Consider the following 6,325-nt stretch of genomic DNA (forward strand, 5'->3'; position numbering starts at 1 on the left):
GCTTCCAGCGGCGCCCGCGCATCGCTCACTTCGCGGCCGGCGGCGCGCTCTTCTTGGGGGCCGGCTTGCGCACGGCGGTCTTGCGCGAGGCCGGCTTGGCCTCGGCGCTCTGCGGCTCCACGGCGGCGGCCGCGGGCTTCGGCCCGGCGTCGCTCTGCTTGCTCTTCGCCGGCTCGGGCTCAACGGCGACGGCGATCTCGGTGATCTCCTCCGCCGCTTCGCCACGCCACGCCCGCACGGTCTGCTCGCCGTGCTCGGCGACCTTCTCGTACGTCTCACGGGCCTTGACCGCGTACTCGGCGGCGACGCCGACACTGCGCAGCGCGATGTCCTGGGCGCTCTCGCCCAGCTTCTTCAGGTCGGTGTCGAAGTTCCCGATCACCTCGGCGACCTTCGCCTGCACGGTGGCCTGCGCCTCCTTGGCCTGCGCGGTCACCTTCTCCTGCACGGCCTTGGGGTCGGTGTTGCGCACGGCGTCGATACGGCCCGGCGCCTCGGCGGCCAGCTGCTCGATCAGCGCGGGCACCTTCCTGGCCTGCTGGACGGCGAGGTCGGCGGTGCCGGCGGCGAAGTAGAGGGGAGTCGGGTCGGTGAGGGTCTTGCGCAGGTCATCGGTGATGGCCATGACTGTGGTCCTCCCGGAACGCAGATCAGTTCGTCTTCGGTTCGGCATCGCCCGTGCCGGCCGTGCGGGGGCCGTCAGCGGCGGTGTCCTCGTGGGCTTCCGAGGCAGCGGCGATCTCGAGCCCGTTCTCCTTGCGGAAGGACTCGTAGATCTGGAGAAGCACCTGCTTCTGCCGCTCGTTGATGGACGGGTCGGCCAGGATGACGGCGCGCGTCTCCAACTCGTCCCGCTCCTGCTCGTCCAGGATCCCGGCCCGCACGTACAGCGTCTCGGCCGAGATCCGCAGGGCCTTGGCGACCTGCTGAAGGACCTCGGCGCTCGGCTTGCGCAGCCCGCGCTCGATCTGGCTCAGATACGGATTGGACACGCCGGCGGCGTCGGCGAGCTGCCGCAGGGACAGCTGCGCGTTGCGCCGCTGTTCGCGGAGGTACTCACCGAGATTGCCGACGTTGAGCGATGCCATGTACCGATGGTGCCGCACCATTGCTAACTATTGCAAGCAACTGCTTGCAATAGTGTCGCAAGCAACACCCGGACGGACCAACCGCCGGTCCCGCCGCGTCCGCTTCTCCGGCGCGGCACCGGGGCTGACGGAAAGTCACTGGCTTCCCGCTCCGTCCGCGGCGAGACTTCCGGCGTGACGCTTCACGAGAACGAGATCCCCGTCGACGAGATGCTGGTCCGGTCGCTGCTGAAGGCGCAGCGACCGGAGTGGGCCGGCCTGCCGCTGTCGCCGGCGGGCGCGGGCACGGAGAACACCATGTACCGGCTGGGCGACGACCTGCTCGTGCGCCTTCCCCGGACCACCGACAAGGGAGCTTCCCTGCGGAAGGAGCAGGAGTGGCTTCCCCGCCTGGCGCCCCTCCTGTCCTGTCCGGTGCCCGAGCCCGTCCACGCCGGGACACCCACCGACGCCTTCCCCCCGGTCTGGTCGGTCTACCGCTGGATCGACGGGGACCAGGCCGGCCCGGACACCGTCGGGGACTGGTCCGCCTTCGGGGCCGACCTGGCGGCGGTGGTCGGCGAGCTCCACGGCATCGACCTCATGGGAGCGACGCGCGCTGACGGCCTCAGCTGGTACCGCGGGGGTGGGCTGGGACCGTGCGACGAGTGGATCGGCCGAAGTCTCGACGACTGCCGGACCACCGTGGGCTCCGAACTCGACGTCGACGCTCTGGAACAGCTGTGGCGGGAAGCGCTCGCGCTGCCCGAGCCGTCCGCACCTCATGTGTGGCTCCACGGCGACCTCAAGCCGACCAACCTCCTGGTCCGGGAAGGAAAGCTCCACGCGGTCATAGATTTCGGGGCACTGTCGGTCGGCTTTCCCGACGCCGAGCACTCCACCGTATGGGACCTGCCGCCCCAGGCCCGGCAGGCCTACTGGAACGCGTTGAGCCTCGACGACGTGACCTGGGCCCGCGCCCGCGCCTGGGCGATCGCGGTGGGCGTCAGCGGGATCTCCTACTACTGGCACACCTATCCCGCCTTCGTCGCCGAATGCCGGGCACGGCTTCAGGCGATCCTCGCCGACGCCGGGACGCGATGAGCGGATTCGCCGGCTCGGGAAGCACGGCGGCGCGTCGAGTGGCGCACGCGGTCCAGCAGACGCTGAGGACAGTGCGCCGCTGAGCTCGCCGTCCCCGCAACTGCCGTTCGAGCTGGGCGACATCGAGCCCGCCGGTGCCGTCCGGCCGTAGGGTTCCCTCCATGGGCGGGGACACGGATCACGGGCACGGCCAGGAGCACGGTGAGGACTGGGCGGCGACGCGCGCCTGGGTGCGCGGGCAACTCGGGGACGGGGAACGGCTCGAGGGCGCCGAGCGGCTTCTCGGCGGATGGACGTCAACGATGCGACGCCTGCGCGTCACCGGGCCCGCGGGGGCGGAACGCACGCTGGTGCTCCGGTCGTTCGTCGAACCGTTCTACCTCCGGCACGCGGCGGGACTCCTCACCCGCGAGGCCCGCATGCTGCGCCTGCTCGCCCCGGTCGGCGCGGTGCCGGTGGCCGAGCTCCTGGCCGTCGACCCGGACGCCGAGCACTGCGACCATCCCTCGCTCCTGATGAGCCTGCTCCCCGGGCGCGTCCGGCTGGAGGAGGACCGCGCCGGCCGCCGGGCCGCCCTGCTCGCGGAGCAGTTGGTACGCATCCACCGGCTGGCCGTGCCCGAAGGGGAGCGGCCACCCGCCTACCAGGCGTGGACCGCTCCCGAACGCGTCCGGCTGCCCGGGACGACGGACCGGCCCGACGTGTGGCGGCGCGCGGTCGACGTCATACGCCGGGACCCGCCCGCCCACCGGGCCTGCTTCCTCCACCGCGACTTCCATCCCGGGAACGTGCTCTTCACCGGGGAGGCGGAGGACCTGCGCGTCAGCGGTGTCGTCGACTGGGTGGAGACCTCCTGGGGCCCGGCCGACCTGGACGTCGCCCACTGCTCCACGACGCTCGCCCTGCTGCACGGGCCCGACGAGGGCCTGCGCTTCGCGGACCGCTACGCCGCCGCCGGCGGGCGGCTCGCCGAGGATCCGGCCGACCACCTCTACTGGCGGATGCTCGACGCGCTGGCCTTCGCGCCGGACGCCGAGAAGGTCGCCGTCCCGTGGCGGGAGCTCGGCCGCACCGACCTGACGGCGCGGCGGGTCGCGCGGCGTCTGGAGGACTACCTCGAAGCGCTGCTGCGCCGCTACGGCTGAGGCTCCCGCCCGGCCCCGTCCAGCAGTGCCATCTCGTCGTCCGAGAGCCGCAGGGAGCCGGCGGCCACGTTGTCGGCCAGGTGGTCCGGGTTGCCGGTCCCCGGGATCGCGAGCACGTGCGGGCCGCGCTGCAGCGTCCAGGCGATCCTGACCTGCGCCGGGGTCGCGCCGTGCGACCGGGCGACGGCGCGGACCTCCTCGCTGTCGGAGCCGCTCGCGCCGGCCTCCCGGCCGTCGCCCGCGATCGCGAAGAACGGCACGAACGCCACGCCCTGTTCGCCGCAGGAGTCCAGGAACGCGTTGTGCTCCGGCGACGCGCCCACCCCGTACGGGTTCTGCACACACACGACCGGCGCGATGGCGCGGGCCTCCTCGAGGTGGTGCGGCCTGACGTTGGAGATGCCGAGATGGCGGATCAGGCCGGCGTCCCGCAGTCCGGCGAGGACTTCGAAGTGGGCCGCCAGCGAGCCGGTTTCACCGCTCCGCGGGACACGGAGGTTCACCACGTCCAAGTGGTCGCGGCCGAGCTGCCGCAGGTTCTCCTCGACCTGTCCCCGCAACTGCTCCGGCGAGGCCCACCACCAGTTCCCGGACGGGTCGCGGCCCGGCCACACCTTGGTGGTGATCACGAGGTCGGACGGGTACGGGTACAGGGCCCGGTTGATCAGCTCGTTGGCGGACCGGGTGGCCGAGAAGTAGAACGCGGCGGTGTCGATGTGGTTCACGCCGAGCTCCACGGCCCGCCGCAGCACCGCGACCGCCCTATCCCTGTCCAGGGGAGCGCCGTCCGCGTCCGCCGTCAGCCTCATCGCGCCGAACCCGAGCCGGTTGACCGTCAGGTCACCCAACTGCCAACTCCCCGCGGCGGAGGCGGTGATCGTCTCTGTGGTCATCCCGGAAGTCTGACACGCGCGCCGGCGGCCCGGCGCGGGAACGGGCGGCGGACGCGGCAGCGCAGCGGCCGGCGGAAGCCTCTCGCCCCGGGATTCACCCCAGGCCGGACCTGAGCTGCGCGAAGGCGTGATCGGCCGCCGCCACGGCGTCCGGCGCGACGTCGTCGGCCCGTTCCCCCGCCTCGATCCGCCGCCAGTTCTCCTCCGCGATGATGCGCAGCACGGCGACGATCTGGCCCGCCGCCAGCCGGGCGCCGATGCCCTGCGCACCCGCGGCGCACAGCGCCTCCGCGAGCGCCCGTTCCGACCTGACCTGGTAGGCGTGGAGCCGCGCCACCAGGCTCGGCGTCCCGTACAGCAGCCGGTGGAAGGCGAGCACGCCCTCCTCGTCGTTCAGCCCGGTGAGCGGGTCGCGACGCGCCAGGCCGTCGAGGACGTGGCGGTGCAGCGACTCGAGCGGCGGGACACCGGCCGGCCGGGCGGCGACCACACGCGCGGCCTCGTCCTCGTGCTCGGCGAACCGGTGCAGCGCCAGGTCCTCCTTCATGGGGAAGTACCGGAACAGCGTCGGCTTCGAGACGTCCGCCGCGGCCGCCACCTCGGCGACGGAGACCGCGTCGAAGCCCCGCTCGAGGAAGAGCGCGACGGCTGCGTCGGAGATCGCCCGGTAGGTGAGGCGCTTCTTGCGCTCGCGCAGCCCCGCTCCGCCGCCCGCGCCGCTCACGTCTCCGGTCCTCCCTCGCACGGCGCCCCGCCCGCGAGGCGCTTCTCGACCAGGACGCCCACCCCGTCCAGCAGTCGCTCGAGACCGAAGACGAACTCGAAGTCCTGGCTGTCCGGTTCGTACATCACCCGCGACTCCAGCAGGCGGGCGAGCGCCGGATAACGCTCCGCGTCGGCGAAGCGCTCCAGCGTGTCGGCGTAGCGGCGCATGACCACGTCGGGGGACTCTCCGCTCGCCGCGATCGCCGCTCCGAGGTCGGCCATGAGCAGTGCCTCGTTGCGCACGAAACCGCCGACCAGCAGGACCACCGAGATCTTCTCGCCCTCGTCCAGACCGGTGTCCGCCAGGGCGGCGAGGCCGCGGTCCCACCAGGCGACCGAGTTGGGGGTGGCGGGCGGGCCGGAAATGGGGATGCGCAGCATCCACGGACTGCGGTGGAAGACCTCGCGCTGCGCCCACGCCCAGGCCGCCAGCGCCTCACGCCAGCCGGTCCCGGGGGCCGGGGGTTCGGGCGGCAGGCCGACGGCCTCCTCCAGCATCAGGATGTAGAGCTCGTCCTTCGCGGCGACGTACCGGTACAGCGACATCGTGGAGACGCCGAGCTCCTTGGCGACCCTCCCCATGGAGACCGCCGGGAGCCCTTCGGCGGACGCCACGGCGACGGCGGCCGCGACGATCCGCTCGATGCCGATCCCCGGCTTGGGGCCTTTCCCGGGGCGTTTGCGCAGGCCCCACGCCGCCTCGATGCTCGCGGGCAGCCCGGTCTCCGTCCTCGCACCGTCCGGGGCGCGCCCGCGTCCACTGCCCGCCATCGACTCCGCCGCCTTCTGCTCGCCCGCTGCCGCAGCCCTCTCACGCTTGACGCCCATCCTAGTAATGCGTAACCCTTACACAGTAACGCGTATGCCATACGCAGAAAGGGGCTCGCCATGATGAGCACCGCACGACCGACGGCCACCCGACGGCCGCCGCACGCCACGCCCGCCTCAGGGCCGGCGATCGAGGCGCACGGCCTGCGCAAGGCCTACGGGAAGGTGACCGTGCTCGACGGCGTCGACCTCCGGGTCGAAACGGGCAGCGTCTTCTCGCTGCTCGGGCCGAACGGGGCGGGCAAGACGACGACCGTGCGGATCCTCGCCACACTCACCGCCGCCGACGCGGGACGTGCCCGTGTGGCGGGACACGACGTGACGGCCGACCGACGCCGGGTACGCCGGGCGATCAGCCTCACCGGCCAGTTCGCGGCGGTCGACGAGAAGCAGACCGGCGAGGAGAACCTCCGCATGATGGCCCGCCTCAGCGGCCTGTCCCGCGCGGCGTCACGCCGCCGCGCGGCCGAGCTGCTGGAACGCTTCGACCTCGCCGCCGCCGGGCGCCGCCTCGCCATGACGT

At 72.8% G+C, this 6,325-nt stretch carries 8 protein-coding genes; 3 read left to right on the forward strand and 5 right to left on the reverse strand.

Annotation, left to right across the window (positions count from 1 at the left end; translation table 11 throughout):
• Positions 1 to 25: 25 nt before the first annotated feature.
• Both ACWGH4_RS28745 and ACWGH4_RS28750 read right to left on the reverse strand, forming a co-directional pair.
• Entirely contained in the window at positions 26 to 625 is a 600-nt protein-coding gene (locus tag ACWGH4_RS28745; protein WP_453466057.1) for a hypothetical protein, read from the reverse strand.
• Positions 626 to 650: 25 nt separating this feature from the next.
• Entirely contained in the window at positions 651 to 1,088 is a 438-nt protein-coding gene (locus ACWGH4_RS28750; RefSeq protein WP_453466059.1) for a helix-turn-helix domain-containing protein, read from the reverse strand.
• A 174-nt stretch (positions 1,089 to 1,262) separates the two neighbouring features.
• On the opposite strand from ACWGH4_RS28750, the gene ACWGH4_RS28755 reads away from it, so the two are divergent.
• Both ACWGH4_RS28755 and ACWGH4_RS28760 read left to right on the forward strand, forming a co-directional pair.
• Positions 1,263 to 2,171: an aminoglycoside phosphotransferase family protein gene (locus ACWGH4_RS28755; RefSeq protein ID WP_453466061.1), complete on the forward strand. Its 909-nt coding sequence runs from the start codon at positions 1,263 to 1,265 to the stop codon at positions 2,169 to 2,171.
• 161 nt (positions 2,172 to 2,332) lie between these two features.
• Positions 2,333 to 3,316: a phosphotransferase family protein gene (locus ACWGH4_RS28760; RefSeq protein ID WP_453466063.1), complete on the forward strand. Its 984-nt coding sequence runs from the start codon at positions 2,333 to 2,335 to the stop codon at positions 3,314 to 3,316.
• Here ACWGH4_RS28760 and ACWGH4_RS28765 read toward each other — a convergent pair.
• The 3 genes from ACWGH4_RS28765 to ACWGH4_RS28775 all read right to left on the reverse strand — a co-directional run bounded on the left by ACWGH4_RS28765 (position 3,307) and on the right by ACWGH4_RS28775 (position 5,745).
• Positions 3,307 to 4,209, reverse strand: coding sequence for an oxidoreductase (locus tag ACWGH4_RS28765; protein ID WP_453466065.1), 903 nt, complete (start codon positions 4,207 to 4,209; stop codon positions 3,307 to 3,309). The genes ACWGH4_RS28760 and ACWGH4_RS28765 overlap by 10 nt on opposite strands.
• Positions 4,210 to 4,303: 94 nt before the next feature.
• Entirely contained in the window at positions 4,304 to 4,933 is a 630-nt protein-coding gene (locus ACWGH4_RS28770) for a TetR/AcrR family transcriptional regulator (protein ID WP_453466067.1), read from the reverse strand.
• A complete protein-coding gene (locus ACWGH4_RS28775) occupies positions 4,930 to 5,745 on the reverse strand; it encodes a TetR/AcrR family transcriptional regulator (RefSeq protein ID WP_453466071.1) in 816 nt (271 codons plus the stop codon). The genes ACWGH4_RS28770 and ACWGH4_RS28775 overlap by 4 nt, the downstream gene beginning before the upstream one ends.
• A 120-nt stretch (positions 5,746 to 5,865) precedes the next feature.
• Between ACWGH4_RS28775 and ACWGH4_RS28780 the strand changes: the two genes are divergently transcribed.
• On the forward strand, positions 5,866 to 6,325 hold a 460-nt coding region (locus ACWGH4_RS28780), incomplete at its 3' end, for an ATP-binding cassette domain-containing protein (RefSeq protein ID WP_453466069.1).

This window comes from Streptomyces sp. NPDC054847 (assembly GCF_053610925.1).

Excerpts from the sequence above, each read along its gene's own strand:
- ACWGH4_RS28760 (WP_453466063.1), top strand. The coding sequence starts at position 2,333 with ATGGGCGGGGACACGGATCACGGGCACGGCCAGGAGCACGGTGAGGAC.
- ACWGH4_RS28775 (WP_453466071.1), bottom strand. The coding sequence starts at position 5,745 with ATGGCGGGCAGTGGACGCGGGCGCGCCCCGGACGGTGCGAGGACGGAG.
- ACWGH4_RS28745 (WP_453466057.1), bottom strand. The coding sequence starts at position 625 with ATGGCCATCACCGATGACCTGCGCAAGACCCTCACCGACCCGACTCCC.
- ACWGH4_RS28750 (WP_453466059.1), bottom strand. The coding sequence starts at position 1,088 with ATGGCATCGCTCAACGTCGGCAATCTCGGTGAGTACCTCCGCGAACAG.
- ACWGH4_RS28765 (WP_453466065.1), bottom strand. The coding sequence starts at position 4,209 with ATGACCACAGAGACGATCACCGCCTCCGCCGCGGGGAGTTGGCAGTTG.